Source organism: Pseudonocardia sp. P-1, from assembly GCF_058111925.1.
Window position 1 is genome coordinate 2,230,898 of the sequence record NZ_CM176614.1, and the last position, 24,643, is coordinate 2,255,540.

At 75.3% G+C, this 24,643-nt stretch carries 25 protein-coding genes and 1 pseudogene; 15 read left to right on the plus strand and 11 right to left on the minus strand.

The features are described 5' to 3' along the window. Nucleotides 1-3: 3 nt before the first annotated feature. Entirely contained in the window at nucleotides 4-564 is a 561-nt protein-coding gene (locus AC0GKK_RS10715; RefSeq protein ID WP_062400408.1) for a TetR/AcrR family transcriptional regulator, read from the minus strand. A gap of 90 nt (nucleotides 565-654) precedes the next feature. Here AC0GKK_RS10715 and AC0GKK_RS10720 point away from each other — a divergent pair, with 90 nt between their 5' ends. Then, nucleotides 655-1,116, plus strand: coding sequence for a nuclear transport factor 2 family protein (locus tag AC0GKK_RS10720; protein ID WP_062400406.1), 462 nt, complete (start codon nucleotides 655-657; stop codon nucleotides 1,114-1,116). Between the two features lie 6 nt (nucleotides 1,117-1,122). On the opposite strand, the gene AC0GKK_RS10725 is transcribed toward AC0GKK_RS10720, so the two are convergent. The 6 genes from AC0GKK_RS10725 to AC0GKK_RS10750 form a co-directional block, all read right to left on the minus strand. Beyond that, nucleotides 1,123-1,560 (minus strand): BLUF domain-containing protein, encoded by a 438-nt coding sequence (locus AC0GKK_RS10725; RefSeq protein WP_489883718.1) that lies wholly within the window; start codon nucleotides 1,558-1,560, stop codon nucleotides 1,123-1,125. Nucleotides 1,561-1,716: 156 nt separating this feature from the next. Next, nucleotides 1,717-2,046, minus strand: a complete 330-nt coding sequence (locus AC0GKK_RS10730) for a hypothetical protein (RefSeq protein ID WP_489883719.1) — start codon at nucleotides 2,044-2,046, stop codon at nucleotides 1,717-1,719. Between the two features lie 49 nt (nucleotides 2,047-2,095). After that, the gene (locus AC0GKK_RS10735) at nucleotides 2,096-2,545 is read right to left on the minus strand and encodes a hypothetical protein (RefSeq protein ID WP_476653888.1); all 450 of its coding nucleotides are present in this window, start codon (nucleotides 2,543-2,545) and stop codon (nucleotides 2,096-2,098) included. Nucleotides 2,546-2,690: 145 nt separating this feature from the next. Next, nucleotides 2,691-3,764 (minus strand): redox-regulated ATPase YchF, encoded by a 1,074-nt coding sequence (ychF, locus tag AC0GKK_RS10740; RefSeq protein ID WP_405419250.1) that lies wholly within the window; start codon nucleotides 3,762-3,764, stop codon nucleotides 2,691-2,693. A 25-nt stretch (nucleotides 3,765-3,789) separates the two neighbouring features. Further along, nucleotides 3,790-4,461: a response regulator transcription factor gene (locus AC0GKK_RS10745; protein WP_345640794.1), complete on the minus strand. Its 672-nt coding sequence runs from the start codon at nucleotides 4,459-4,461 to the stop codon at nucleotides 3,790-3,792. Continuing rightward, a complete protein-coding gene (locus AC0GKK_RS10750; protein WP_489883720.1) occupies nucleotides 4,458-5,942 on the minus strand; it encodes a sensor histidine kinase in 1,485 nt (494 codons plus the stop codon). Before AC0GKK_RS10750 ends, AC0GKK_RS10745 begins: the two co-directional genes overlap by 4 nt. 210 nt (nucleotides 5,943-6,152) lie before the next feature. On the opposite strand from AC0GKK_RS10750, the gene AC0GKK_RS10755 reads away from it, so the two are divergent. The 3 genes and pseudogenes from AC0GKK_RS10755 (at nucleotide 6,153) to AC0GKK_RS10765 (ending at nucleotide 8,640) form a co-directional block, all read left to right on the plus strand. After that, the gene (locus tag AC0GKK_RS10755) at nucleotides 6,153-6,584 is read left to right on the plus strand and encodes a hypothetical protein (RefSeq protein ID WP_489883721.1); all 432 of its coding nucleotides are present in this window, start codon (nucleotides 6,153-6,155) and stop codon (nucleotides 6,582-6,584) included. A gap of 69 nt (nucleotides 6,585-6,653) precedes the next feature. Further along, a pseudogene (locus AC0GKK_RS10760) lies at nucleotides 6,654-8,146 on the plus strand (DNA-3-methyladenine glycosylase 2 family protein). Further along, nucleotides 8,143-8,640: a methylated-DNA--[protein]-cysteine S-methyltransferase gene (locus AC0GKK_RS10765; protein WP_489883722.1), complete on the plus strand. Its 498-nt coding sequence runs from the start codon at nucleotides 8,143-8,145 to the stop codon at nucleotides 8,638-8,640. Before AC0GKK_RS10760 ends, AC0GKK_RS10765 begins: the two are co-directional and overlap by 4 nt. A 71-nt stretch (nucleotides 8,641-8,711) precedes the next feature. Here the strand turns inward: AC0GKK_RS10765 and AC0GKK_RS10770 are convergent, their stop codons facing one another. Next, nucleotides 8,712-9,251, minus strand: a complete 540-nt coding sequence (locus AC0GKK_RS10770; RefSeq protein ID WP_489883723.1) for a hypothetical protein — start codon at nucleotides 9,249-9,251, stop codon at nucleotides 8,712-8,714. A gap of 249 nt (nucleotides 9,252-9,500) precedes the next feature. Here AC0GKK_RS10770 and AC0GKK_RS10775 point away from each other — a divergent pair, with 249 nt between their 5' ends. From AC0GKK_RS10775 to AC0GKK_RS10785, 3 genes are all read left to right on the plus strand, one after another. Beyond that, entirely contained in the window at nucleotides 9,501-11,096 is a 1,596-nt protein-coding gene (locus AC0GKK_RS10775; RefSeq protein WP_489883724.1) for a DNA recombination protein RmuC, read from the plus strand. 76 nt (nucleotides 11,097-11,172) lie between these two features. Further along, nucleotides 11,173-11,976 carry a DUF6542 domain-containing protein gene (locus tag AC0GKK_RS10780; RefSeq protein WP_489883725.1) on the plus strand — a complete coding sequence of 268 codons (804 nt, stop codon included), beginning with the start codon at nucleotides 11,173-11,175 and terminating at the stop codon, nucleotides 11,974-11,976. 193 nt (nucleotides 11,977-12,169) lie between these two features. Further along, nucleotides 12,170-12,718: a L,D-transpeptidase gene (locus AC0GKK_RS10785; RefSeq protein WP_062400384.1), complete on the plus strand. Its 549-nt coding sequence runs from the start codon at nucleotides 12,170-12,172 to the stop codon at nucleotides 12,716-12,718. A gap of 69 nt (nucleotides 12,719-12,787) precedes the next feature. Here AC0GKK_RS10785 and AC0GKK_RS10790 read toward each other — a convergent pair whose 3' ends face one another. Further along, on the minus strand, nucleotides 12,788-13,765 hold the full coding sequence (locus AC0GKK_RS10790) for a 4-hydroxy-3-methylbut-2-enyl diphosphate reductase (protein ID WP_208818834.1): 978 nt from the start codon (nucleotides 13,763-13,765) through the stop codon (nucleotides 12,788-12,790). A gap of 113 nt (nucleotides 13,766-13,878) precedes the next feature. Between AC0GKK_RS10790 and AC0GKK_RS10795 the strand changes: the two genes are divergently transcribed. From AC0GKK_RS10795 to AC0GKK_RS10810, 4 genes are all read left to right on the plus strand, one after another. After that, nucleotides 13,879-14,493, plus strand: a complete 615-nt coding sequence (locus AC0GKK_RS10795) for a lipid droplet-associated protein (RefSeq protein WP_062400380.1) — start codon at nucleotides 13,879-13,881, stop codon at nucleotides 14,491-14,493. Further along, entirely contained in the window at nucleotides 14,490-15,728 is a 1,239-nt protein-coding gene (gene xseA / locus AC0GKK_RS10800; protein WP_489883726.1) for an exodeoxyribonuclease VII large subunit, read from the plus strand. Before AC0GKK_RS10795 ends, xseA begins: the two co-directional genes overlap by 4 nt. Continuing rightward, nucleotides 15,728-15,952: an exodeoxyribonuclease VII small subunit gene (locus AC0GKK_RS10805; protein WP_178374371.1), complete on the plus strand. Its 225-nt coding sequence runs from the start codon at nucleotides 15,728-15,730 to the stop codon at nucleotides 15,950-15,952. Before xseA ends, AC0GKK_RS10805 begins: the two co-directional genes overlap by 1 nt. Before the next feature lie 228 nt (nucleotides 15,953-16,180). Further along, nucleotides 16,181-17,350, plus strand: coding sequence for an alpha/beta hydrolase family protein (locus tag AC0GKK_RS10810; protein WP_489883727.1), 1,170 nt, complete (start codon nucleotides 16,181-16,183; stop codon nucleotides 17,348-17,350). Nucleotides 17,351-17,425: 75 nt separating this feature from the next. Here AC0GKK_RS10810 and AC0GKK_RS10815 read toward each other — a convergent pair whose 3' ends face one another. Beyond that, complete coding sequence (locus tag AC0GKK_RS10815; RefSeq protein ID WP_489883728.1) at nucleotides 17,426-18,271, minus strand: DUF4245 domain-containing protein; 846 nt, start codon at nucleotides 18,269-18,271, stop codon at nucleotides 17,426-17,428. A 217-nt stretch (nucleotides 18,272-18,488) separates the two neighbouring features. On the opposite strand from AC0GKK_RS10815, the gene glpX reads away from it, so the two are divergent. The 4 genes from glpX (at nucleotide 18,489) to AC0GKK_RS10835 (ending at nucleotide 23,933) form a co-directional block, all read left to right on the plus strand. Continuing rightward, nucleotides 18,489-19,475, plus strand: a complete 987-nt coding sequence (glpX, locus tag AC0GKK_RS10820; RefSeq protein ID WP_489884008.1) for a class II fructose-bisphosphatase — start codon at nucleotides 18,489-18,491, stop codon at nucleotides 19,473-19,475. Nucleotides 19,476-19,529: 54 nt separating this feature from the next. Then, nucleotides 19,530-20,930 (plus strand): class II fumarate hydratase, encoded by a 1,401-nt coding sequence (locus AC0GKK_RS10825; RefSeq protein WP_405419278.1) that lies wholly within the window; start codon nucleotides 19,530-19,532, stop codon nucleotides 20,928-20,930. 138 nt (nucleotides 20,931-21,068) lie between these two features. After that, entirely contained in the window at nucleotides 21,069-22,358 is a 1,290-nt protein-coding gene (locus tag AC0GKK_RS10830; RefSeq protein ID WP_489883729.1) for an EAL domain-containing protein, read from the plus strand. A 45-nt stretch (nucleotides 22,359-22,403) separates the two neighbouring features. Further along, complete coding sequence (locus tag AC0GKK_RS10835) at nucleotides 22,404-23,933, plus strand: ATP-dependent DNA ligase (RefSeq protein ID WP_489883730.1); 1,530 nt, start codon at nucleotides 22,404-22,406, stop codon at nucleotides 23,931-23,933. On the opposite strand, the gene AC0GKK_RS10840 is transcribed toward AC0GKK_RS10835, so the two are convergent. After that, nucleotides 23,864-24,640, minus strand: a complete 777-nt coding sequence (locus tag AC0GKK_RS10840) for a UTRA domain-containing protein (RefSeq protein ID WP_346108045.1) — start codon at nucleotides 24,638-24,640, stop codon at nucleotides 23,864-23,866. The two genes, AC0GKK_RS10835 and AC0GKK_RS10840, sit on opposite strands and share 70 nt — an antisense overlap. Between the last annotated feature and the right edge of the window lie 3 nt (nucleotides 24,641-24,643).

Here is a 24,643-nt window from a genome sequence, read left to right on the forward strand (position 1 = left end):
CGGTCAGGGCAGCAGCGCCGCCACCGCCGCCCGCGCCTGCCGTGCCGGCTCCGGGCTCCCGCCGATCGCCGCGGTCACCATCGCCCCCTCCGCGAGCAGGCAGACCGGCTCGACGGGATCCACCCCGGCCGCCGACGCCCACTCCCCGAGCTGCCGGTGGAACAGCTCCTTGTGGCTGCGCACCTCGCGCAGCACCGGCTCCGAGGTGCTGCCGAGCTCGCCGTAGGCGTTGATCCACGCGCAGCCGCGGAACCCGGGCCGGGCGAACCACTCCCCCAGCCAGTCGAAGACGGCGAGCAGCCGCCGCCGCGGGTCCCCCACCCGGGTCACGTACGCCGCCAGGTCGCCCCGCCAGCGCTCGTCGCGCCGACGGAGCACCGCGACGACGAGGTCCTCCTTGGTCGCGAAGTCCCGGTAGATCCGCGTGAGCGGGAGCCCCGACGCCGACCTGACCCGGTCCATCCCGACGGCTCGGATGCCGCGCTCGTAGAACAGCAGCTCCGCTGCGTCCAGCAGGCCGTCCCGGTCGAGACGGGCCTGTTCCTCGGTGATGGCCGCGGGCACCGATGACCTCCTTGACATCGAGAACGATCGTTCCCTACGTTACCGGAGCAGATCGAGAACGCTCGTTCTCGACTGACCGAGGAGACAGTCGTGGCCGATGGCCGTCCGCCCTACCCGCCGTTCACCGCGGAGACCGCACGCCAGAAGGTGCAGGCCGCCGAGGACGCCTGGAACACCCGGGACCCCGAGCGCGTCGCGGGCGCGTACACACCGGACTCGGTGTGGCGCAACCGCGACACCTTCGCCACCGGCCGGCAGGAGATCGTCGAGCTGCTGACGGCGAAGTGGCAGCGCGAGCAGGACTACGCGCTGCGCAAGAGCCTCTGGGCGTTCGACGACAACCGCATCGCCGTCCGGTTCCAGTACGAGTCCCGCGACGCCGACGGCCGATGGTGGCGCAGCTACGGCAACGAGCTGTGGGAGTTCGACGAGCTGGGACTCATGCGGCGGCGCGAGGCCAGCATCAACGACGTCCCGATCACCGAGGCGGAGCGGCGGATCCACGGTCCGCGCCCCGAGTCCGAGCGGGGTGTCGACATCCCGCTGCGGTGAGCCGGGTCAGACCGAGTCCGCCCCGGTGGTGTTCCGCATCCGCGTGAGCAGCTCCTGCTGCTCACGCCCGGGCTGGTCCGGTGCGGCGGGCCGGATGCGGCCGTCGACGTCGTGCAGCGGGATGTCCGAGCGCCCGATCACCGAGATGCGGGCCATCGACCAGCGCGAGAACACCCGGGCCTGGGCCGTCGTCGACTCGACGACCGACACATCGGTGTGCCGGTCGTCCTCCCGGATCTTCTCGAACAGCCCGGTGACGACCGTCTCGTCGCCCTCCAGGGTCTGGACGAACCAGTTGTCGGAGATCAGCAGCGCACCGGTGACACCGGCCTTCTTGTTCTTCGACCGGGCCACGTCGAAGATCTCGGCGAGGACCTCGTCGCGGGGCTCGCGCGGCACGGTGCTGTGACTGCGGTAGATCAACCGGTGGACCTGCTCGGCCATGTGGCTTCCCCCGTGTCGGTCGGGCCGCGTCACCGGGTCGGGCGCGGAACCGTCACGAGCCCGGATCCCGGGTGATCGTCACGGATGATCCGACTGTAGTGGCGTGGGACACACTGCGGCGTCGCGATATGAGACAACCTGTCGGAAGAGCGACCGTCAGCGGGTCCCGTCGAACCGGACGTCCACCCGGACCTGCCGTCCGTCCCGCACCGCCACACCGTGGCCCGGCCGTTCCGCACCGTCGACCCGGACCCGCAGCGGCGCGCCCTCGCCGGTGAAGTTGCGCCACCAGTTCTTGCGGTCCGGCAGCTCGACGCGGATGACGCCACCGTCGCCCTCGGGCCGGAAGGCCACGGGGAGCCGGAACTCGGTGCCGGAGCGGCGGCCGGCGTAGCTGATCTCCGTCATCGCACCGAGGCGGCCGGAGCGCGCGAGCGGCGTGACGACGGTGTTGACGACCCGGGCCATGCGCTGGAGGAGGTTCACGCTCCGCCAGGGTAGCCGCGGACGACCGGCGCCGTCCGTGCCGCGACGGTCAGCAGTCGCCCCGGGGCGCCAGGCCCCGCTCGCACAGGTACTGCATCTGGGTCTCGCCGCTGGTCGGCGCCCGGCCCGCGGACGTGCCCGGGTCGAGGTACCCCTGGTAGGCCGAGCACGACGGGTCGAACCGGCCGGCCGCCATCGCCCGTGCCGCGCAGTCGTCGCCGGACGTCGCCGCCCGGCCCTCCTCCGCCGCCCGCGCCTCGGCGGCCGCGGCCCGGTCCATGGCCCGGCGGGCCGCGACGATCGCGCCGTCCGCCGCCGCACCCGGCACGGACGAGCCCGTCCCGGCCCGGGGCAGCACACCGGTGGCGGGTGCGAACGACGCGGACACCGAGGCGGCCGCGGGCTCCGGGGTGGTGGCCCGCTCGGCGCCGGACGCGGCGGCGCACGCGCTGGTGGCGAACACGGCGGCGACGACGGCCGCCACGGCGAAGCGGCCCATGCCCATCGTCGTCCCCCCCAGCCGGTCACGCCGGCCCCGCCCCCCGGGGCCGGCCCACAGTGTCGTGGGTGGCGCGACGACGGTCAGCGTGTACGCCGGATCGTCACCCCTTCTGATGAGGGACGACGGGCGGGGCCGCCGCGGGTCAGACGTTGAAGCGGAACTCGACCACGTCGCCGTCGTGCATGACGTAGTCCTTCCCCTCCATCCGCACCTTGCCCGCGGCCTTCGCGGCGTTCATCGACCCCGCGGCGACCAGGTCGTCGAAGGAGACGATCTCGGCCTTGATGAAGCCCCGCTCGAAGTCGGTGTGGATGACCCCGGCCGCCTGCGGCGCGGTGGCGCCCTGCGGGATGGTCCAGGCGCGCGACTCCTTGGGCCCGGCGGTCAGGTAGGTCTGCAGCCCGAGGGTGGAGAACCCGGCCCGGGCGAGCTGGGCCAGGCCCGGCTCGTCCTGCCCGATGGACTCCAGCAGCTCGGCGGCGGAGGAGTCGTCGAGCTCCAGCAGCTCGGCCTCGACCTTGGCGTCGAGGAAGACCGCCTGGGCGGGGGCGACGAGCTCGGTGAGCTCCGTGCGCCGGGCGTCGTCGGTGAGGACGGCCTCGTCGGCGTTGAAGACGTAGAGGAACGGCTTCGTGGTGAGCAGGGTCAGCTCGCGCAGCAGCTCGGTGTCGGCGTCGGCCTGGAACAGCGTCCGGCCCTCGTTGAGGATCGCGACGGCGGCGTGCGCGACGTCCAGGACCGGCTTGCGGTCCTTCTGGGTGCGGGCTTCCTTCTCCAGGCGCGGGATCGCCTTCTCCAGCGTCTGCAGGTCGGCCAGGACCAGCTCGGTCGCGATCGTCTCGATGTCGCTCGCGGCGTCGATGCGGCCGTCGACGTGCACCACGTCCGGGTCGTCGAAGACGCGCACGACCTGGCAGATCGCGTCGGACTCACGGATGTTCGCGAGGAACTTGTTGCCCAGGCCTGCGCCCTCGGACGCGCCCTTGACGATGCCGGCGATGTCGACGAAGGACACCGACGCCGGGATGATCTTCTCCGACGAGAAGATCTCGGCCAGCGTCCCCAGGCGCGCGTCGGGGAGCGGGACGACGCCGACGTTGGGCTCGATCGTCGCGAACGGGTAGTTCGCGGCCAGCACGTCGTTGCGGGTCAGCGCGTTGAACAGGGTCGACTTGCCGACGTTGGGCAGGCCGACGATGCCGAGGGTGAGGGACACGGACGACCAGGGTAGTCGGCCCTGCTCAGCCCGGTTCGAGCCGGTAGCCCGCGCCGCGCACGGTCGCGATCCAGCCGGCGCCGAGCTTGCGGCGCAGGTAGCGGACGTAGACGTCCACGACGTTGGACGACGCCCCCGACTCGGCGGGCCCCCACACCAGCCGGAGCAGCTGGTCGCGGGACAGCACCTGGCCCGGGTGACGCAGGAACGTCTCGGCCAGCGCGCACTCGCGCGTCGACAGCTCGACGGTGCGGCCGTGCACGCTCACGTGCCGGGTACGGGGGTCGAGCTCGAGCCCGTGGAAGGTCAGCACGTCCGGGTCCGGGACGGGACGGGCGCGCTCCAGCCGCAGCCGGATCCGGGCCACCAGCTCCTCGAACCGGAACGGCTTGGCCATGTAGTCGTCGGCGCCGCCGGTCAGCCCGGCGACGGTGTCGTGCACGCTGTCGCGCGCGGTCAGGATGATCACCGGGACGGCGCTGCCCGCCGCCCGCAGCCGGCGCAGGACCTCGAAGCCGTCCATCCCCGGCAACCCGATGTCGAGCACCAGCAGGTCGAACCCACCGGTCACGGCGTGGTCGTGCACACCGGCCCCGTCGGCGACGACCGTGACCTCGAACCCGGCCCCGACCAGGCCCTTCTTCACGAACGACGCGATGCGCGGCTCGTCCTCGGCCACCAGGATCCGGCTGCTCACGTCTCGCTCCTCGGCAGGTCCAGCGTGAAGGTCGCCCCGTGCCCGGGTGTGCTCTCGAGCAGCACGCGGCCGCCGTGTGTCGTCGCGATGGCCTCGACGATGGACAGCCCGAGCCCGGCGCCGTCGGAGCGGGGCGCGTCGTCGCCGCGCGCGAAGCGCCGGAACACCCGGTGCCGGTCCTCCGGTGCGACGCCCGGTCCGGAGTCGGCCACCCAGATCCGCACCCGCCCGTCGACCGCCTCCGAGCCGAGCGCGATCCGGTCGCCGTCACCGGTGAACCGGGTCGCGTTGTCGGCCAGCGCGACGACGGCCTGGGTGATCCGCTGCGGGTCCAGCCGGCACCGCACCGCGGCCACCGACTCCAGCCGCCAGTCCCGGTCGGCGAGGCCGGTCAGCTTCTCGAACAGCTCCCGGGTCAGCACGCCGACGTCGACGGTCTCGGTCCGCAGCAGCGACGGCTGCTCGGCCCGGGTCAGCGCGAGCATCTCCGACACCAGCCGGTTCATGCGCTCCAGCTCGTCGTCGACCAGGGCGACGGTCTCGGCGACGTCGTCGGGGTCGCGCGGGTCGAGCACCCCGAGGTGCCCCCGGACGATGGTGATCGGGGTGCGCAGCTCGTGCCCGGCGTCGTCGACGAACCGCCGCTGGGACACCATCCCGCTCTGCACCCGGTCGAGCATCGCGTTCAGCGTGGTGGCCAGCTCGGCGATCTCGTCGCGGGCCCGGGCCCGCTGCGGCACCCTGCGCGACAGGTCCCGCCCGGTGATGGTGCGGGCCGTCGCGGCGACGTCGCGCAGCGGCCGCAGGATGCGCCCGGCCACCAGCCACGCCCCGACCGCCGACAGCAGCGCCGTCCCGAACCCGACCAGCCCCATCAGCCGCGCGGCCTCGTGGGCGAAGCCGTGCTCGCGCTCGGTGAAGTAGCCGATCACGATGACGCCGCGCTGTGGGTCGCCGGCGATCCCGACCGGCAGTGCCGACCAGCGCACCTCGCCCGCCGAGCTGAGGTAGGAGCCGCGGGTGGGACGGCGGACGTCCGCGACCAGCGCGGCGAACGCCGGGTCCTCGCGCAGCAGCACCCGCGGGCTGGTCCGCCGGGACTCCCAGCGGAAGCGCCCGTCGAGGTAGCCGAGGAACTTCTCGTTCGGCCGCGCGACGTTGGCGGCGATCACCGACCGCAGGATCTCGTCGACCGAGGAGTACGGCTGGCCGGTCGTCGGGTTGACGCCGGTCTCGGTGACGCGGGCGAACTCGGCGATCTCGGAGTTCAGCGCGTCGTCGATCCGGCGGTCGGTCTCGTCGATCAGCAGCATCCAGGTCAGCAGCGTGACGACGCCCAGCGACGCCAGCACGAGCAGCAGGACCCACCCGACGATGCGGGTGCGGGCCGCGGTCGCCCGCCCGGCGCGACGGGGCCCGGGGCCGGTCTCGACGGCCTCGGTCGCGATGATCGCCTCCAGTTCGTCCGTGCCGACGACCATGATCCCGTACCCACCCCGGGGCCAGGACACGACACCCACCGCGGAAGATCACCGTCGGTCGCCGACATTGCTCCTTCGGGCGTAAGGCATACTCCGTCGCACGACGCACAGGTGACGTAGAGCCATCGTCGACCCGCTCCCATCACCCGGACGGCCGCGCACCACCTCCGTCCGGGCCGAGCTTCGACGACCGAGACCGAGGGGGACGTCGTGCGCCTGCCCGGAATGCACGCCCTGCTGACCGCGGGGGTCGCGGTCCTGACCACCGCCGGGACCGTGTCCGCGGTGTCGCTGACCGCGGCCGGCCGGGAGGAGCCCGCACTGCCCCCGGCACCGCCGGTCGCACCCGCCCCGCCGGCACCCGCTCCCCCGCCGCTCGTCCCGGCCCCGGCACCGTCGGGCGCGAGCGCACCCGTCGTGCGCGACGACACCGGCGGCGTCACCCGGGAGCGGGAGACGGCGGCCCCCGAACGGGTGGAGCCCGCCGTCGTCGCGACCCCGGCCCCGGCCGACCCGCCGCGCGCCACCCCGGAGCGGACCCGTGAGCGCCCGTCGGGGGTCCCCGACCGGGACGCCTCGCGCGAGGAGGAGGTCCGCTTCGCCTGCGAGCAGGGATGGGTGTCGGGCGCGCTCTGCCCGTAGACCGGACCCCGGACACCGGTGACCGATTCCCGCCAGTGACGACGGCCGCCCAGTGGCATCGTCGGTGCCGTGCTGCTCGACCACGACTCCTGTTACCGCGCCGTCGCCGCCAAGGACGCGCGGTTCGACGGCCAGTTCGTCACGGCCGTGCGCACCACCGGCATCTACTGCCGCCCGTCCTGCCCGGTGCCGCCTCCGCGCTCGCGCAACGTCGAGTTCCTGCGGACCGCGGCCGCCGCGCAGACCGCGGGCTACCGCGCCTGCCGGCGGTGCCTGCCCGACGCCGTCCCCGGCTCGCCGGAGTGGAACCTGCGCGCGGACGCCGCCGGGCGGGCCATGCGCCTGATCGCCGACGGCGTCGTCGAGCGCGACGGGGTCCCCGGGCTCGCGTCGCGGCTGGGCTACTCGCCCCGTCAGCTCGGCCGGATCCTCACCTCCGAGGTGGGCGCCGGGCCGCTGGCCCTGGCCCGCGCGCAGCGCGCGCACACCGCCCGCATCCTGGTCGAGACCACCCCGCTCGGGCTGGCCGACGTCGCGTTCGCCGCCGGGTTCGGCAGCGTCCGCCAGTTCAACGACACTGTCCGCACCGTCTACGGCGTCCCGCCCTCGCAGCTGCGCGCCGAGGCCGCCCGCCGGTCGCGGACCCGTGAGCCCGGCCCGCCGGGGGCGCTGGTCCTGCGCCTGCCCTACCGGTCCCCGTTCGACCCGCACGGCCTGCTCGACCACCTCGCGGCCCGCGCCGTCGACGGCGTCGAGGCCGTCACCGGCGGCACGTACCGGCGCACGCTGCGGCTGCCGCACGGACCGGCCGTCGTCGCGCTGGACCTGACCGCGCGGGCCGGGGCCGTGGTGGCGACGCTGCGGGCGTCCGACCCGCGGGACGTCGGGCCCGCGGTGTCCCGGCTGCGCCGGCTGCTCGACCTCGACGCCGACCCGCTCGCCGTCGACGCCGTGCTGGGCGCCGACGACGCTCTCGCCCGCTGGTCGCCGCGACGCCCGGGATCCGGCTGGCGGGCACCGTCGACCCGGCCGAGACGGCGGTGCGCACGGTGCTGGGCCAGCAGGTGTCGGTCGCCGCGGCCCGTACCGCCGCGGCTCGTCTCGCGGCGGTGCACGGGACGCCGCTGCCCGCCGAGCTGCGCGACGACGACGGGCCGCACCTGCTGTTCCCCGAGCCGGGGACCCTCGTCGACGCCGAGATCGCGGGGCCGGCGCGGCGGGCGTCGTCGCTGCGGGGGCTGTGCGCCGCGCTCGCCGACGGCACCCTCGCCCTCGACCCCGGGCGCGACCCGGACGGGCTGCGCGCCGAGCTGTGCGCGCTGCCCGGGATCGGTCCGTGGAGCGCCGGCTACCTGGCCATGCGCGTCCTGGGCGATCCCGACGAGCTGCTCGCCTCCGACCTCGCGGTGCGCCGCGGGGCCGAGGCGCTCGGACTGCCCGGCGACGAGGCGGCGCTCACCGCGCGCGCCCACGCCTGGGCCCCCTGGCGGTCCTACGCCGCCACCCATCTCTGGCGGGCCGCGACGTCCGCCGCCACCACCACTCCTCGGAGGAGCGCATGAGCACGGCAACCTGGTCCACACGGGACACCCCGGCCGGGCCGTTCACCGCCGTCGTCGACGACGACGGACACGTCCTCGCCTCCGGCTGGACCACCTCGGTCGACGAGCTGCTCGCCCTGGTGCACCGCTCGCTGGCCCCGGCGACCGTGGTCGAGGGCGACCTCGGTGCGGTCGGCGAGGCGGTCGACCGCTACCACGGCGGCGACCTGTCGGTGATCGACGACGTGCCCGTCCGCCAGCGGTCCGGCCCCTACCGGGAGCTGGCGTGGGACGTGCTGCGGACCGTCCCCGCGGGGGCACCGGTCACCTACACCGGCTACGCCGAGAAGACCGGCCGCCCCGCGGCGGTGCGGGCCGCGGCGGGCGCCTGCGCGTTCAACGCGGCGGCGCTGTTCGTCCCGTGCCACCGGGTGCTGCGCACCGACGGGAGCCTGGGCGGGTTCCGCTACGGCCTGGCCGTGAAGCGGTGGCTGCTGGAGCACGAGGCGGTCTGAGACCGCCGCGGCGGCCGCGGATCGCGCACCGCGGCCGCCGCGTGGCCGGTGGTCCGGGGCGGCGCCCCGGGTCAGCGCTCGGTGACCGGGCCGACCTGGATGCCGGCGTCGACGCCGATCGGCCCCCGGGCCAGGAAGCCGCCCGGGACGTCACCGCCGGGACCGTGCAGCGAGAACTGCAGCTCGTTCGCCCGGGCGGGCCCGGCGGAGTCGCGGACCTGCACGTCGAACCGCACGGGCTCGCCCGGCCCGAACTCGACGGCGCGGGTCTGGTCGCCGTAGGGCACCGCGACCTCGGAGGCGCGCGGCGAGCCGTTCAGGCTGAACACCAGGTCCGACGGCGATCCGGACAGCAGGCACGGCGACGTGCCGGGGGCCGCGCTGAGCACGACCGTGTAGTGACGGTGTCCGGCGCTGCCCGGGGCCGGGTGGACGGTCGCCTGCTGGTTCGCCGGGCGGCAGGCACTGGGCGCCGGGTCCCCCGCCGGCGTCGCGGGTGCGGCCGAGGCGACCCCGGCCGGGACGAGCACGGCCGCGGCGGCGACCGCCAGGGCGGCGGTGGTCGTGGCGGCCGTACGGCCGATGGTGCGGGCGAGTCGGGTGGTCTTCACAGGTACCTCTCTCACTCTCGCGGTGCGCCCGGGCCCCCCGGCCCGGACCGTCGGCCCCCCGAAGGTCCGACACCGGGGAAGACGTGTGCATCGCGAACCGGTTCGCCCGGCGTGGCATCCGCCTCGCCGGGGCAACCCGGCCGGCCGCCGGCCGTCCCCCGTGCGTGCCCGTGCGGGACACCCGGCTCCGGACACGCCGCTGAGCTGCGGCGGCGCGGAACTGTCGGGGGTGCGGTGCACGCTGCGGGGGTGGACGTCCTCAGCCTGCTCCTCGGATCGCTGCTCGGTGCGGCGGTCGCCGCCGCCGTGGTCTGGTCGGTGGCCGCCGCCCGGTTCCGGGCCGAGGCGGCCGAGGCGGCCCGGGCCGCCGCGAACACCGCCGCCACCACCCGGGCCGACGCGGCGGGCCTGCGCGCCGAGCGCGCCGCGCTGCTCGAACGGGTCGAGGAGCTGCACGAGTCCCTCGACGACGCGACGGTCCGCGCCCGGCGGGCCGAGTCCGACGCCGCGGGAGCCACCGCCGCGCTGCGCGCCGAGCGGGAGGCCCGGGCCGGGGCCGAGGCCGCGAGGGTGCGCCGCGAGGCCGAGCTGAAGGACTCCTTCGCCGCGCTGTCGCAGGACGCGCTGGCCCGCAACAACGAGGCTTTCGTGGCGCTGGCGGAGAGCAGGCTCAAGGAGGCGACCGCCGCGCTCGCGGCGAAGGCCGACGGCGACCAGGCCGCCCGCGCGAAGGCCGTCGAGCAGCTGCTCGACCCGGTCTCGGCGGCGCTGGGCCGGGTCGAGGGGCAGCTGCGGACGGTGGAGAAGGAGCGCGAGTCCGCCTACGCCGGGCTCCGCGAGCAGGTCAGGGCGATGGCGGCGAGCTCGGACAAGCTCGGCACCGAGACGAAGGCACTGGTCAACGCGCTGCGGGCGCCGCAGGTGCGGGGCCGGTGGGGCGAGATGCAGCTGCAGCGGGTCGCGGAGATGGCCGGGATGCTCGAGCACTGCGACTTCTCCACCCAGGTGTCCGCCGCCGGGGAGGACGGCGGGGTCCGCCCGGACATGCTGGTCCGGCTCGCGGGCGGCAAGCAGGTCGTCGTCGACGCGAAGGTGCCGTTCGCGGCCTACCTGCAGGCGGTCGAGGCCTCGGACCCGGACGTGCGCACCGAACGGCTCGCGGCGCACGCCCGGCAGCTGCGCACGCACGTGGACCAGCTCTCGGCCAAGGCCTACTGGGAGTCGTTCGAGCCGACACCGGAGTTCGTGGTGCTGTTCGTGCCGGGCGACCCGTTCCTGGAGGCGGCGCTGCGCTCGGACCCGGGGCTGCTGGAGTACGCCTTCGGCCGCAACGTCGTGCTCTCGACGCCGACCACCCTCGTCGCGCTGCTGCGCACCGTCGCCTACGGCTGGAAGCAGGAGGCCCTGGCGCGCAACGCCGCCCAGGTGCACCGGCTCGGGCGCGAGCTGCACGGGCGCCTCGCGACGATGGGCACGCACGTCGCGAAGCTCGGCCGCAGCCTGGACGCGGTGGTGGACAGCTACAACCGGACCGTCTCCTCGCTGGAGGCGCGGGTCCTGGTGAGCGCCCGCAAGTTCACCGAGCTGCAGGTGTCCGACACCGAGCTGGGGACGCCCGCGACGGTCGACCGGACCCCGCGCGGCGTCTCCGCGCCCGAGCTGGTCGCCTCCGCCGGGGACTCGCTGGTGTCCCTCGAGGACCTCGGGCGGCCCGACCACCACCGGCCGGACGGCACCCGATCCGGCGGTGGCCGACCCGACGGCGCACATCCGGGCACGTTCGGCGACGGCGACACGGCACGCGACGAGGCGACCGGGACACCGTGGCGGGAGGGGTTAGGCTGACCGGGTGACCACGGCCCGATCGAGCTCGGCCCGCCGGCCCGGCCGGGGCCCAGCCCCCGCGCGCGGTGGCTGGCCGGTGCGTGAGCGGTCCCTGCTCCCCCCGGTCCTCGGTGTCCCGCCGCTCGCGGCCACCGGTCTGGCCGTCGGCACCACCGCCCTCGGCGTCCTGGTGGACCTGCTGCGGATCGGCACGGTCGGCCGGGTGTTCGAGGTCTGCTACCTGCTCGGCTGCGTGCTCGCGGTGTCCTGGGTCCGCCGGCGCGGGCTGTTCCTGCCGGCCGTGCAGCCGCCGCTGCTGCTCGCCGTCGTCGTACCGCTGGTCGCGGTGCTGATCGGCGCCCCGTCCGGCGGCGGCACGGCGCAGAGCCTGCTCATGGCGGGCGCCCCGCTGATCAACGCGTTCCCGGCGATGGCGGTGACCACGCTGGTCGTCCTGCTCGTCGCCGGTCTGCGCGTGCTGCGCCAGCGCCTCGGCCCGGACGACTCCGTCGGCCGGCTGCGGCAGCGCCTGGGCCGCGACCCGGGCGGGTACGACCCCGACGGCCCCGGTGGGCGGTCCCGGGCTCCGCGCGGCGCGGGCGGCGCGACCACGGGGACCGCGTCCCGGTCCCGCACGACGGGCACCGCCCGCGCCGGGTCGGCCACCGGGTCGGCACCGACCGGTTCCGCGCGCCGCGACACGGCCCGCACCGGGTCCACCGGCCGTACCGGGTCCACCGGCACCGGGGTCTCGCGCACCGGATCCGTCGCACGGTCGGTCGGGGCCGCGCGGCCCGGCTCCTCGCGCGCCGGGTCCTCACGCACCGACCCGTCCCGCTCCGAGCCCTCCCGCGGATCGACACGCGGCGCGACCGGCCGGACACGCCGCGACACCCGCTGACCGCCACCCGGCGCAGCCACGGTCGTCCGGACGCATCCGCCCAGGTGGACGGCCGGAACGTACCCCGCAGACCGCCCGGGTGACGACGGATCGGACAATGGGAGCAACCCACTGCCCTCCCGAGCGTCTTCCCATCCGGGGGCACGGCGTGACCCCGCCGCTCCCCGACGCACGCCGGATCCACTGGAGAGCCATGTCGACCACCCGCAGCCCCCGCAGGACGCGACCCGCGATCGTCGTCGCGCTGGTCGCCGCGGCCGTCGCGCTGATCGGCGTCGGCACCGCGATCGCCGGGACCCCGGCCGCGCAGGCCTTCCGTGACCAGCCGCTCGTCGCGGGCACCCCGTGCACCGTCACGGCCCGCGCCTGCGTCGACCTCGACACCCAGCGCTCCTGGCTGTTCACCGACGGGAAGATCACCCACGGGCCCGTCCCGGTCGCCATCGGCGGCCCGGGCAAGGAGACCCCGGTCGGCCACTCCCTGCGGGTCTACCGCAAGGAGCAGCTGCACAAGAGCGGCGAGTACACGATGACCAACGGCGAGCCCGCCCCGATGCCGTGGGCGGTGTTCTTCCAGGACGGCGGCATCGCCTTCCACGAGGGCCGCACCGACACCCCGTCGGCGGGCTGCGTCCGGCTCACCCCGGAGAACGCGAAGCTCTGGTTCGACACCCTGCAGATCGGCGACCAGGTGCAGGTCGTGTCGGCGAAGCAGGTCCAGGCGGACCGCGCCGCGGGCTGATCCCCGCCCCGTACACACGTGAGGCCCCGGACCGGTTCGGTCCGGGGCCTCCGTCGTGTGTGCCGCGGGTCAGTTCACCGGGGTCAGGCCCAGCGACCGGCCGCGCGGCGGGCGCAGCTCGCGGGGCAGCGAGAAGGTCAGCGTCTCCTCGGCGGTGTCGACCTCCTCGACCGAGCCGAAGCCGCGCTCGGCGAGGTACTCGACGACACCCTGCACCAGGATCTCCGGGACCGACGCACCGCTGGTGATCCCGACCGTCGTGACGCCGTCGAGCCAGGACTCGTCGATCTCGCGGGCGTAGTCGATCAGGTACGAGGCACCGGCCCCGGCGCCCAGCGCGACCTCGACCAGGCGCACCGAGTTCGACGAGTTCCGCGACCCGACGACCAGCACCAGGTCGCAGCGCGGCGCCATCGTCTTCACCGCGACCTGGCGGTTCTGCGTGGCGTAGCAGATGTCGTCCGACGGCGGGTTCTGCAGCTTCGGGAACCGCTCGCGCAGCGCACGGACGGTGTCCATCGTCTCGTCGACGCTCAGCGTGGTCTGCGACAGCCACACGACCCGCTCCGGGTCGCGGACGGTCACGGAGTCGACGTCGGCGGCGGATTCGACGAGCTGGATGTGCTCGGGCGCCTCACCGGAGGTCCCCTCGACCTCCTCGTGCCCGGCGTGCCCGACGAGCAGGATGTCGTAGTCCTCGCGGGCGAACCGCTTCGCCTCCTGGTGGACCTTGGTCACCAGCGGGCAGGTCGCGTCGATGGTCTGCAGGTTCCGGCCCGCGGCCTCGTCGCGGACCGCGGGCGAGACGCCGTGCGCGGAGAACACCACGTGCGCGCCCTCCGGAACCTCCGACGCCTCGTCGACGAAGATCGCACCGCGCTCGCGCAGCGTCTCCACCACGTGCTTGTTGTGCACGATCTCCTTGCGGACGTACACGGGGGCGCCGTACTGGTCGAGCGCCTGCTCCACCGCCTCGACGGCACGGTCGACGCCCGCGCAGTAGCCGCGGGGCTTGGCGAGCAGGACCTGCTTGGCAGAACCGGACATGGCCCCCAGGGTACGGACCGGCCCGGGAGCGGGCAGCCGTACGTGACCGGCCCGACCGGCTCCCGGCGCGCCCGGCGCGACAGGCGGCCGCGGATCAGGGGACAATGGCGTGCATGTCTCCGCTGCCGTTCCCCGTGCGGATCGCCGCCGGCCTCGTCGTGACCGCCGTCGAGCAGGCCCGAGAGCTGCCGCGGCACGCCGTCGAGCTGCCGGTGACCGCGGTCAGCCAGGCGCTGCAGGTGTCCATGCGGCTCCAGCAGCGGATCACCGAGCTGGCCATCAAGGGCGACCGCGCGCTGGGCACCCTGCGTCCCGCCGACGACATCCCCAGCTGGGCGACCTTCGACGACGACCTGGCCGACGGCGCCGACCTCTCGCTGCCCGACCCGGAGCCGATCGCCCCGCCGCTGCCGCCCGCCGCTCCCCCGGCCGGGCGCAACGGCACCGTGTCGTCGCTGCGGCCCGCCCGCACCGGCATCCCGATCGACCGGTCGCCCGCGTCGCCGCGTCCGGCGTCGGCGTCGAACCGGGCCGAGGCGAGTGCGACCGCGCCCGCCGTGCTGCCCGAGTACCCGACGATGACCGTGCCCCAGCTGCGCGGCAAGCTCCGCACGCTGAGCCTCGACGACCTCGCGGACCTCCTCGCCTGGGAGACCGCGCACGAGAACCGGCCGCCGTACGTCACGATGCTGACGAACCGGATCGCGACGGTGTCCGAGAACCGTTGAGCGCCACGACCTCCGAGGAGGACCCGTGGCCGGTCCGCACGGTCGCCCGCAAGATCGCCGAGTGGGTCGACCGGCTCGGCGCGGTGTGGGTCGAGGGCCAGCTCGCGCAGGTCAACGCCCGCTCCGGGACCGCGTTCCTGACCCTGCGTGACCCGGCCGCGGACATCTCCCTGCAGCTGACGGCGCCGTCGTCGCTGGTGCGCGACGCCGGCGGCGCCGTGACCGAGGGCAGCCGGGTGATCGTGCACGGCAAGCCGTCGTTCTACCTGGGGCGCGGCACGCTGTCGCTGCGCGTCGACCGGATCCGCGCGGTCGGGCTCGGCGAGCTGCTGGCCCGGATCGAGCGGCTGCGCAGGCTGCTCGCCGCCGAGGGGTTGTTCGACCCGGCCCTCAAGCGGCGCCCGCCGCTGCTCCCGCACACCATCGGCCTGGTCACCGGGCGCGACTCGGCGGCCGAGCACGACGTCGTCCGCAACGCGACCTCGCGCTGGCCCGCGGTGCGGTTCCGGATCGAGAACGTCGCGGTGCAGGGCGGGCTCGCCGTCGAGCAGGTCGTCGGCGCGCTGCGGGCCCTCGACCGGGACCCGGACGTCGAGGTCATCGTGCTCGCCCGCGGTGGCGGCAGCGTCGAGGACCTGCTGCCCTTCTCCGACGAGACGCTGTGCCGCGCCGTCGCCGCCTGCCGGACCCCGGTCGTGTCGGCCATCGGGCACGAGCCGGACACCCCGCTGGTCGACCACGTCGCCGACGTGCGCTGTTCCACCCCCACCGAGGCCGGACGCAGCCTGGTGCCCGACCTCGCCGAGGAGACCGCGCGGATCTCCGGGCTGCGCGACCGGGCCCGCCGCGCGCTGCACGGCTGGGTCGACCGGGAGCAGCACCGCCTCGACGACCTGCGACGACGGCCGGTGCTGGCCGACCCGCTGCGCATGGTCACCTCCCGGGAGGGCGAGATCGCCGACGCCCGCGCCGCCGCCCACCGCGCGGTGCTGCGCCGGCTGGACCGGTCGTCGTCGGAGCTGGAGCACCTGGGTGCCCGGCTCGCCGCGCTCGGCCCGACCGCGACCCTGGCCCGCGGCTACGCGATCGTGCAGCTCGCCGACCGCACCGACGACGACGTGCCCCCGCTGCTGCGGTCGGTCGCCGACGCGCCCGCCGGCACCGGCCTGCGGATCCGGGTCGCCGACGGCGCCGTCGCCGCCACCGTGACCACCACCACCGACCCGGAGACCTGATGAGCGACCGACCGGCAGTGGAGACCCTGGGCTACGAGAAGGCCCGCGACGAGCTCGTGGAGGTCGTGCGCGCGCTGGAGGTCGGCGGCCTCGGCCTGGACGAGTCCGTCGCACTGTGGGAGCGCGGCGAGGCCCTGGCCAAGCGCTGCGACGCCCAGCTCGCCGGCGCCCGCACCCGCATCGAGGAGAAGCTGGCCGAGGCGGAACGCGACCCCGACTCCTGACGCCGTCCCGCCGGCACACGGTCGGGATGCCGGCGCCGGCAGGCCACCCGCGGCGACGACCACGGCCCCGTCCGTCGAGCCGGGCGACGATCCGGGACCCGGCACGCCGGGCCACGTCGTGTGCCCGGCGGCCACGCGCCCGCACCCACCCCTGGACATCGTCCCCGGTCCTGCCTACCGTTCCAACGGAACGATACCGTTTCGTTCCATTGGACACCGGAGGTGGCGATGAAGTTCCTCTTCGACGACGAGTCCTTCTCCTTCGAGGCGCTGCGCGCGGCCGGCTACGCGGCCTACGCCGGCGCCGACCTCGGCGAGGTCCTGGTGACCTGCCGGGACATCCCGGAGGGCGACCATGACGCCTGGTCGACGCGATGGGCCGCGACCGCGGCGCAGGTCGAGCTCATCGGTCGCGACGCGCAGGCGGCCGGTCACCCGGTGAGCGCCCGGGAGGCCCTGCTGCGTGCGTCGAACTACTACCGGACCGCTGACTTCTACCGGCGCGAGAACCCCGCGCAGGACACGGAGTCCGCCCGGCTCGCCACCTCGTCGCAGCAGACGTTCGCCGACGCGGTCACCCTCTTCGACACCCCGGTCCGGGCCGTCGAGATCCCCTACGAGGACGTGTCGCTGCCGGGCTACCTGTTCCTGGTCGACGACTCCGGGGTCCGCCGGTCCACCGTGCTCTTCCACGGCGGCTACGACTCCACCCTCGAGGAGGACTACTTCGCGCTCGCGGCCGGCGCACTGCGGCGCGGCTACGACGTCCTGGCCTTCGACGGCCCGGGTCAGGGCCGCAGCCTCCGGGACCGGGGCCTGCACTTCCGCCCGGACTGGGAGGCCGTCGTCACTCCGGCCGTCGACCTCGCCCTCGCCCAGCCCGAGGTCGACCCGGAGCGCCTCACCCTGATCGGCATGAGCCTGGGCGGGTACCTGGCCGCCAGGGCCGCCGCCTTCGAGCCACGGCCGGCCGCCGCGGTGCTGTACGACGGCGTCCACGACTTCCGGCCGGTCGTCGCCGCAATCGGTGACCGCGCTGCAGCGACCCCCGGCGGGCTGGACGCCCTGATGGCCCGGGACACGGGTGCGCGCTGGGCCGTGCTCAACGGGCTGTGGACCTTCGGCGTACGCGACTTCGACGAGCTCCTCGACGCGGCCAGGCCCTACACGATGAACGGGGTCACCGGGCTCATCACGTGCCCGACGCTGGTGCTGGAGGCGGAGAACGACCAGTTCTTCCGGGGACAGCCGCAACGCGTGCACGACGAGCTCACCTCGGTCAAGGAGCTGATCGCGTTCCGCGAGGACGAGGGAGGCGGGGAGCACTGCCACGAGGGGGCGCTCTTGCTGTTCCACCAGCGCACGTTCGACTGGCTCGACACCGTTCTCGGCCGCTGAGGCAGGTCGCGACCGTCCGGAGCCGGGTTCGCCCCGCGCGTCCCGCCGGTGCCGCGTCAGCGTCACCGAGACGGATCAGGATCCTGCGGGCGCGACCGGAGGTGCCGCCACGAGGGCGTCGGCGAGGGTGCGGAACTGCGCGTCCGACGCGGAGCCCGTCACCAGGACGCGGACCTCTGGCCGTCCGGGCAGCGTCGCGATCCGGAAGGGCTCGCCGCCCTCGGCGCCGTAGACCTCCCAGGTCAGGCCGCCCGCCTGCACGGTGCCGCGCATCGTCGGCGGGCCGTCGCCGCGTCCCGCGGAACCGGACTCGGTGGCGAGGACACCCTCGACCGAGCCGTCGGTCTGGACCAGGCTCAGGAAGTCCGCGTCGGGGGTGACGAAGCCGATGCGCACGGCGGTGCCGCCGCCCTCCACCGGGCCGCGGTCGGTGGAGTTGACCCGGAACGGGACGTCCGGCAGCCGCAGCGGGAAGGCCGAGCCACGGGCGTACTCGGCGATCCGGGCCGGGGCGTCGACGGTGGGGGCCGACGCGGCGTCCTCGGCCGGGGCGCCGGGCGAGAACGAGCAGGACCCGCCGACCGAGAAGATCAGCAGGGCGACCGGGACGAGGATCAGGCAGGCCCAGATCAGGTCGCGCACCGACGTGTCGCCACGGCCGGGCTTGTGCATCGCCTGCGGACCCGCCTCGGGGATCCGGCGGGTCACCGGCGGCGGCTGCGGCCTCCCGGACCGGGCCGCACCCTCGGGCGCGGCGGCCGGGTCCGCAGCCGGAACCGGGTCCGGGCCGGTGCCACCGGCCGTGGCCCGTTCGGCGGCCCCGGCGGTACCGGAGGTGTCGGCCGGGTCCGGGACAGCCGGGGGCCCGGCGGGCTCCGAGGAGTCCGGCGACGGCGTTCCCGGGTCAGGTCGTGCGCTCACGTGTCCATCGTCCCAGGCATGGCGTCGGTCGCTCATCGCTGCTCCCCCGACGTCGGGCGTGCGAGGATCGCCGGGCGCCTCCCCGTACGCCCGTGGGAACCCGGACGAGGGGACGTCGCCGACGAGCACGCCGCCCGTGAATGGAGACGTATCCGTGAGCCAGCCCGCCAGTCCCGCCACCCCCCGCCGTCGTGAGGCGCCCGACCGCAACCTGGCGATGGAGCTGGTCCGGGTCACCGAGGCCGCCGCGATGGCCGCGGGCCGCTGGGTCGGCAAGGGCGACAAGAACGGCGGGGACGGTGCCGCCGTCGACGCCATGCGCCAGCTCATCTCCTCGGTGTCGATGCGCGGCGTCGTCGTCATCGGCGAGGGCGAGAAGGACGAGGCCCCGATGCTGTTCAACGGCGAGGAGGTCGGGAACGGCGAGGGCCCGTTCTGCGACGTCGCCGTCGACCCCATCGACGGCACCACGCTGATGGCCAAGGGCATGCCCAACGCCCTCGCGGTGCTCGCCGTCGCCGAGCGGGACGCCATGTTCGACCCGTCCGCCGTCTTCTACATGGAGAAGATCGCGGTCGGGCCGGAGGCCGCGGACGCCATCGACATCACCGCACCGGTCGCGGAGAACATCCGCCGGGTCGCGCGAGCCAAGGAGATCGACGTCGCCGACGTCACCGTCTGCGTGCTCGACCGCCCCCGCCACGAGCAGATCGTCACCGAGATCCGCGCGGCCGGTGCCCGCATCGCCTTCATCTCCGACGGCGACGTCGCCGGTGCCATCGCCGCCGCGCGTCCCAGCTCGGGCGTGGACATGCTCTACGGCGTCGGCGGCACCCCGGAGGGGATCATCACCGCGGCCGCGCTGAAGTGCATGGGCGGCGAGATCCAGGGCCGGCTGTGGCCCAAGGACGCTGCCGAGCGCGAGAAGGCCCTCGCCGCGGGCCACGACCTCGACAAGGTCCTGACCACCGCCGAGCTCGTGCGCGGCGAGAACGTCTTCTTCTGCGCCACCGGCATCACCGACGGCCCCCTGCTGCGCGGCGTCCACTACCGGGGTGGCGGGGCGACCACCCAGTCGATCGTGATGCGGTCCAAGTCCGGCACCGTCCGGCTGATCGACGGCTACCACCGTCTCACCAAGCTGCGCGAGTTCTCCTCCGTCGACTTCGACGGCGTCGAGGGCGAGGCCCCGCCGCTGCCGTGAGGTTAGGCTCACTTAACACTGCGGGACGGGTCGCGGAGGAGTAGACCTCAGCCCATGAGCGAGGACTTCCGCATCGAGCACGACACCATGGGCGAGGTCCGGGTCCCCGCCGACGCGCTGTGGCGGGCCCAGACCCAGCGCGCGGTGGAGAACTTCCCGATCTCCGGCCGCGGCCTGGAGCGCGCCCAGATCCGCGCACTCGGCCTGGTCAAGGCGGCCGCGGCCCGGGTGAACGGTGAGCTGGGCGTACTGGACGACGACCGGGCCCGCGCGATCGCCGCGGCCGCCGACGAGGTGGCCGCGGGCGGGCACGACGACCACTTCCCGGTCGACGTCTTCCAGACGGGCTCGGGCACGTCGTCGAACATGAACGCCAACGAGGTGATCGCCTCGCTGGCCGCCCGGGCCGGCACCGACGTGCACCCGAACGACCACGTCAACGCCTCGCAGTCGTCGAACGACGTCTTCCCGACGACCATCCACCTCGCCGCCACCGAGGCGCTGGCGACCGAGGTGGTCCCGGCGCTGCAGCACCTCGAGGCCGCGCTGCGCCGGCGTGCGGCGGACTGGTCGGAGGTCGTGAAGGCCGGCCGCACCCACCTCATGGACGCCGTCCCGATCACCCTCGGCCAGGAGGCCGGCGGCTGGGCCAGCCAGGCCGGCTACGGCGCCGACCGCGTCCGCGACGCGCTCCCCCGCCTCGCCGTCCTGCCGATCGGCGGGACCGCGGTCGGCACCGGACTGAACGCCCCGGACGGGTTCGGCGCCGCCGTGGTCGCGAAGCTGCGCGAGGCGACCGGCCTGGAGCAGCTCACCGAGGCCACCGACCACATCGAGGCCCAGGGCTCCCGCGACGGCCTGGTCGAGGCCTCCGGCGCGCTGCGCACCGTCGCCGTGTCGCTCTACAAGATCGCCAACGATCTGCGCTGGCTGTCGTCCGGGCCGCGCACCGGGCTGGCCGAGATCCACCTGCCGGACCTGCAGCCGGGCAGCTCGATCATGCCGGGCAAGGTCAACCCGGTGATCTGCGAGGCCACGATGATGGTCTGCGCGCAGGTCATGGGCAATGACGCGACGGTGGGGTTCTCCGGCAGCCAGGGCAACCTGGAGCTGAACGTGATGATGCCGGTGATGGCGCGCAACGTCCTGGAGTCCGCCCGGCTGATCGCGAACGCCGCCCGGCTGCTCGCCGACAAGGTCGTCGACGGCATGGAGGCCGACCTCGAGCGCACCCGCGAGTACGCCGAGTCGTCCCCGTCGATCGTCACCCCGCTGAACTCGAGGATCGGCTACGAGGAGGCGGCGGCCGTCGCGAAGCAGGCACTGAAGGAGCGGAGGACGATCCGCGAGGTCGTGATCGAGCGCGGGCACGTGGCGAACGGGACGCTCACCGAGGACGAGCTGGACCGTGCCCTGGACGTGCTGGCGATGACCCGCGGCGAGAAGCGCTCCTGATCCCGGCTGCGCCCGGTCACCGGCCGGGCGCACCGGGTCAGTCCATCCGCTGTTCACCTCCGCGTCCCCGTTCGGTCCACATCGACGTGACACCGTGTGTGCGTCAGTCGATCACCGTCACCCGAACGGATCCCTCCGATGCCCGACCAGCGCTTCGCGTACGTCCCTGTGCACGATCTGCGCTCCGGTCGCTGCACCGGGGTCGAGGTCGTGCCGCGACTGCACCACGACGCGGTGGCCGTCGCGGCCCGCGACCGCGGCTGGGACGCCCGCCGGATCGCCGAGCTCGACGCGGGCACCGCGGTCTCCGCGGTCGCGTCCGCCCGGTCCTGGGGTGCCGCCGTCCCGGTGCAGGTCGACGTCGCCGCGGACACCGTCCTCCACGCCCGCGGCCGGCTGCGCGCCATGCTCGGCGGCACCTCCGACCCGGTCGCTCCCCTGCTGGAGGTCGGCCCGCCGATCGCCGCGGCCGCACCGGCGGAGCACCTCGTCCTGGCACTGGCCGAGCTGCGGCGCTGGGGGTTCCGGATCGGTCTCGACGGGGCCGGGCGCGCGTTCGGTCCGGAGCTCGTGGCCGCCGTTCGGCCGGATGTGGTGAAGCTCGAGCCGGACCTCTGCGACGGAATGCTCGACACGGGGACCGGTGCCGCCGTCCGTGCCGTGGTCGAGGTGTCCCGCGCGGTCGGGGCGCCGGTCGCCGCGACCGGGGTCCGCGACGCGGCCCGGCTGACGGGGCTGTTCGCGATCGGGATCGCGTTCGCCCAGGGCCCGTTGCTGGGTGGGACGCGCGCCGCGCCCGAGGCCGACCCGGCGACCCGCGCGGAGCTGCTCGGCCTGCTGAGCGCGATGCCACAGCCCGCCGCCGGCCGGGCCGCCGCCGTCCGTCCCGTCCCGGGGCGTCCTGGGCCCGGCCACCCGGCGCCGGAGCGCGTCGGGACGCCGGAGCCGGCCGCCACCCCGGTGCCCGTCCCGGCCGGTCCCCCGGTGCGCGGGCTCGCCGTGCCGGCCGTGACCCTGCCCGACGACGCCGTCGGCGACACCGCACGCGAGGCGTTGCGCGCCCGTCCCGACTCGGGCGGGATCGTCCTGGTCGACCGGGCGCACCGGCCGGTCGGCTACCTCGACCGCAGCCGCGTCCTGCTCCAGCTGGCCGGCCGGTTCGGGTACGCGCTGTGGGCCGAGAAGCCGGCGGCCGAGCTGGCGGACCCGCCGCGGACCGTCGACGAGCGGACCCCGCTGCACCGCGCGATGGAGATCGGTCTGTCCGGCGACCCGGCCCGCGGCTACGACGACCTGGTCGTCGTCGCCCCGGACGGCACCTGCCGCGGGGTCGTCCCGGTCGCCGAGCTGTGGCGCCGCGCGATCCTGCCGCCCGCCGCGTCCGGCCCGCGCCCCGTCCCGGTACCGCAGGCGGCGCGGACCGCCTGATCCGACGACGCGCGAAGTGTCGGGGGTCGCTGCTTCACTGACCCGGTGCTGTTCACCGACGTCGTCACCACCTCGGCCGCGGTCGGGGCGACCCGCGCGCGCAAGGAGAAGACCGCCGCGCTCGCCGGGCTGCTGCGCACCGCCGCGCCGGCCGAGGTCGTGCCGGTCGTCGCCTGGCTGTCCGGGGTGCCCCGGCAGGGCCGGATCGGGACCGGCTGGCGGACGTTGTCGGGCGTCGACGTGCCGGCCGCGGCGGAGCCGTCGCTGACGGTGGGGCAGGTCGACGCACTGCTCGACGAGCTGGCCGGCACCGCGGGGACCGGCTCGGCGGCCCGGCGCCGCGAGCTGCTCACCGAGCTGTACGGCGCCGCGACCACCGAGGAGCAGCGCTTCCTGCACCGTCTGCTCACCGGCGAGCTGCGCCAGGGCGCCCTGGAGGGGCTGATGGTGGACGCCGTCGCCGCCGCCTCCGAGGTGGCCGCGGCCGCGGTGCGCCGCGCGTTCATGCTGTCCGGCCGGCTGCCGGAGACCGCGGCCACCGCGCTGACCGGCGGGCAGGACGCGCTCGCCGCGGTCGGGCTGGAGGTGGGCAGGCCGGTCCGGCCGATGCTCGCCTCCCCCGGCGACTCGCTCGACGCCGCGCTGGCCGGGCTCGGCACCGACGTCACCGTCGAGCACAAGCTCGACGGCGCCCGCATCCAGGTGCACCGCCGCGGCGACCGGGTGCGGGTGTGGACACGCACGCTGCGCGAGATCACCGCTCGCGTGCCCGAGCTGGTGGAGCTGGTGCGGGGGATGCCGTGCGACACCGCGGTGCTCGACGGCGAGACCCTCGCCCTCGACGACGACGGCCGCCCCCGCCCGTTCCAGGACACGATGAGCCGGTTCGGCACCGAGGAGCGGGTACCGGACGTCCTGCTGTCGCCGTTCTTCTTCGACCTGCTCCACCTCGACGGCCGTGACCTGGTCGACGAGCCCGCCGAGATCCGGCTCGACGCGCTCGCCGGGCTGCTCGCCGCGGACACCCACGCCGCGCTGCGGATGCCGGGGGTGCGGCGGCCGTCGCCGGAGCAGGCGGCCGCGGTCCTGTCCGAGGCGCTGTCGGCGGGGCACGAGGGCGTCGTCGTGAAGGACCTGGCCGCGCCGTACGCGGCCGGGCGGCGCGGCAGGGCATGGCAGAAGGTGAAGCCGGTGCACACACTGGACCTGGTGGTGCTGGGCGCCGAGTGGGGCTACGGGCGGCGGACCGGGTCGCTGTCGAACATCCACCTCGGCGCCCGCGACCCGGACGGCGGGGAGCCGGTGATGGTCGGCAAGACGTTCAAGGGGATGACCGACGAGCTGCTGGCCTGGCAGACCGCGACCTTCCCGGAGTACGAGACGGCGCGCGAGCCGGGCGTGGTGCACCTGCGGCCCGAGCTCGTCGTCGAGATCGCGCTCGACGGCGCGCAGCGCAGCACCCGCTACCCGGGCGGGGTCGCGCTGCGCTTCGCCCGGGTGCTGCGCTACCGCCCGGACAAGACCCCGGCCGAGGCCGACTCGCTCGACGCGGTGCGGGCGCTGCTGTCGGGCTGAGCGGCCGCGGCGCCGTCGCGGGCCGCGGGCACCGACCCGGCCGGGTCGGCACGCAGCACGCTGACCGCGAGGACGCGGCCGTCGTCACCGGTCAGGGTCCGTTCGGCGCCCAGCAGCGGCGTGCCGGCGGCGACACCGAGCAGCGCCGCGGAGTCCGGGTCGGCCGGCACCGGCCCGGAGCGGGTGCCCGCCGACGCCGGGCGCAGCCCGGCCTCGCACAGCTGCCGGTCGAAGGGGCCGGTCCCGGGCACCGCGAGCAGCCGCGCCGCGGCCGTGGTCGTCACGTAGTGGGTCTCCAGCACCGCGCCGCCACCGGCCGTGGCCGAGACACACTCGGTGCGCAGGCACGGTGCCCCGACCGGCACGCCGAGCCAGTCGGCGAGCACGTCGGGCGCGGCGATCCCGGTGCGTTCCAGCCAGCGCGGGAGCCGGGTACCCGTACCGGTGACCGCGGCCCGTCCGGGGTAGTGCGGCCGGGCGACGATCCGGTGCGCGGTCGGCCCGGGTCGCAGCAGCCCCTCCTCGCGGAGCAGCCCCAGCGCTGCCCGGACGGCGGCGCGCGGCACGCCGTGGCGCACCATCAGCTCGTCCTCACCGGGCAGCAGGTCCCCGGGGCGCCCGCGCCCGGCCACGGCGATGCGCAGCAGGTCCCGGAGCCGGCGTACGTCGGCAGCACGCACACGGGGGTTCGGCGACGGCACCGGCATGTA

Bases quoted from the DNA above. Each gene is read 5' to 3' on its own strand.
- AC0GKK_RS10725 (WP_489883718.1), bottom strand. From the start codon at position 1,560: ATGGCCGAGCAGGTCCACCGGTTGATCTACCGCAGTCACAGCACCGTG.
- AC0GKK_RS10735 (WP_476653888.1), bottom strand. From the start codon at position 2,545: ATGGGCCGCTTCGCCGTGGCGGCCGTCGTCGCCGCCGTGTTCGCCACC.
- AC0GKK_RS10750 (WP_489883720.1), bottom strand. From the start codon at position 5,942: ATGGTCGTCGGCACGGACGAACTGGAGGCGATCATCGCGACCGAGGCC.
- AC0GKK_RS10765 (WP_489883722.1), top strand. From the start codon at position 8,143: ATGAGCACGGCAACCTGGTCCACACGGGACACCCCGGCCGGGCCGTTC.
- AC0GKK_RS10785 (WP_062400384.1), top strand. From the start codon at position 12,170: ATGTCGACCACCCGCAGCCCCCGCAGGACGCGACCCGCGATCGTCGTC.
- AC0GKK_RS10790 (WP_208818834.1), bottom strand. From the start codon at position 13,765: ATGTCCGGTTCTGCCAAGCAGGTCCTGCTCGCCAAGCCCCGCGGCTAC.
- AC0GKK_RS10795 (WP_062400380.1), top strand. From the start codon at position 13,879: ATGTCTCCGCTGCCGTTCCCCGTGCGGATCGCCGCCGGCCTCGTCGTG.
- AC0GKK_RS10805 (WP_178374371.1), top strand. From the start codon at position 15,728: ATGAGCGACCGACCGGCAGTGGAGACCCTGGGCTACGAGAAGGCCCGC.
- AC0GKK_RS10810 (WP_489883727.1), top strand. From the start codon at position 16,181: ATGAAGTTCCTCTTCGACGACGAGTCCTTCTCCTTCGAGGCGCTGCGC.
- glpX (WP_489884008.1), top strand. From the start codon at position 18,489: ATGGAGCTGGTCCGGGTCACCGAGGCCGCCGCGATGGCCGCGGGCCGC.
- AC0GKK_RS10825 (WP_405419278.1), top strand. From the start codon at position 19,530: ATGAGCGAGGACTTCCGCATCGAGCACGACACCATGGGCGAGGTCCGG.
- AC0GKK_RS10830 (WP_489883729.1), top strand. From the start codon at position 21,069: ATGCCCGACCAGCGCTTCGCGTACGTCCCTGTGCACGATCTGCGCTCC.
- AC0GKK_RS10840 (WP_346108045.1), bottom strand. From the start codon at position 24,640: ATGCCGGTGCCGTCGCCGAACCCCCGTGTGCGTGCTGCCGACGTACGC.